This window comes from Dietzia sp. E1, from assembly GCF_014145015.1.
Classification (GTDB): Bacteria; Actinomycetota; Actinomycetes; order Mycobacteriales; family Mycobacteriaceae; genus Dietzia; species Dietzia cinnamea_A.
This window is the reverse complement of record NZ_JAALDU010000251.1, coordinates 1-1,527: the sequence shown is the minus strand read 5'-3', so window position 1 is coordinate 1,527 and position 1,527 is coordinate 1. Positions and strand designations below refer to the sequence as shown.

Here is a 1,527-nt window from a genome sequence, read left to right as displayed (position 1 = left end):
GCATCAAGGTCGTCGAGCGCGAACTGCTCGTCGACGTCCTCGCGGCCGCCGCCCGCGGCCGACTCCACATCGAAGGTCGAAAGGTGCACCTGAAGTGACCGACTCCCGCAGGCCCGTCCGCCGTGCCCTCATCAGCGTCTACGACAAGACCGGGCTGGAAGAACTCGCCCGGGGGCTCGCCGACGCCGGGGTCGAGATCGTCTCCACCGGCTCGACCGCCCAGCGCATCGCCGACGCGGGGATCGCCGTGACGCCCGTCGACGCGCTGACCGGGTTCCCGGAATGCCTCGAGGGTCGGGTCAAGACCCTGCACCCGCGGGTCCACGCCGGCATCCTGGCCGACACCCGCAAGCCCGAGCACCTCGAGCAGATCGAGGACCTCGGCGTGCACCCGTTCGAGCTCGTCGTCGTCAATCTCTACCCCTTCACCGACACCGTCGCCTCCGGCGCCGACTACGACGCCTGCGTCGAGCAGATCGACATCGGCGGACCGTCCATGGTCCGCGCGGCGGCCAAGAACCATCCCTCCGTCGCGGTCCTGGTGGACCCGGCCGGCTACGGCGACGCGCTGGAGGCCGTCGCCGCGGGCGGGTTCACCCTCGAACAGCGCCGCCGCCTCGCCGCCGCCGCCTTCCGCCACACCGGCGCCTACGACGTGGCCGTGGCCACGTGGATGACCGAGCAGACGTCCGGCGAGGACGAGGGCTATCCGGTCTGGCAGGGCCAGAGCCTCGACCTCGTGGCCACCCTCCGCTACGGCGAGAACCCGCACCAGAGCGCCGCCCTCTACACCGACGCCGCGGCCGCACCCGGGCTCGCCCAGGCCCGCCAACTGCACGGCAAGGAGATGAGCTACAACAACTACGTCGACGGCGACGCCGCCTGGCGCTCGGCCTTCGATCACGCCGAGCCGTGCGTCGCGATCATCAAGCACGCCAACCCGTGCGGCATCGCGATCGACGCCGACATCGCCGCCGCCCACCGCGCCGCCCACGAGTGCGACCCCGTCAGCGCGTTCGGCGGCGTCATCGCGGCGAACCGCGAGGTCACGGTGGAGATGGCCGAGCAGGTCGCCGAGATCTTCACCGAGGTCATCATCGCCCCGTCCTACGCCGACGGCGCCGTGGAGATACTCCAGCGCAAGAAGAACATCCGGATCCTCGAGGCGCAGCCGCCCGCCGGTGAGGAGGTCGAGCGCAAGCAGATCTCCGGCGGCGTGCTCGTGCAGCAGCGCGACGCCCTCGACGCCGACGGCGACGTCGTGGCCGGCTGGACCAGGGCCTGCGGCGACGACGCCGACGAGCAGACCCTCCGCGACCTGCTGTTCGCGTGGCGCGCCTGCCGCGCGGTCAAGTCCAACGCCATCCTGCTCGCCCAGTCCGGTGCCACCGTCGGCGTGGGGATGGGGCAGGTCAACCGCGTCGACTCGGCGCGGCTCGCCGTGCAGCGCGCGGGGGACCGGGTCGCCGGGGCGGTGGCCGCCTCCGACGCGTTCTTCCCGTTCGCCGACGGCATCGAGGTGCTCGC

Annotated in this window: 1 protein-coding gene; it reads left to right on the top strand. The window is 72.3% G+C overall.

What is annotated here, in order from left to right; translation table 11 throughout:
* Positions 1-94: 94 nt before the first annotated feature.
* The coding region (gene purH, locus G6030_RS09220; RefSeq protein WP_182642930.1) for a bifunctional phosphoribosylaminoimidazolecarboxamide formyltransferase/IMP cyclohydrolase at positions 95-1,527 on the top strand (1,433 nt) is incomplete at its 3' end.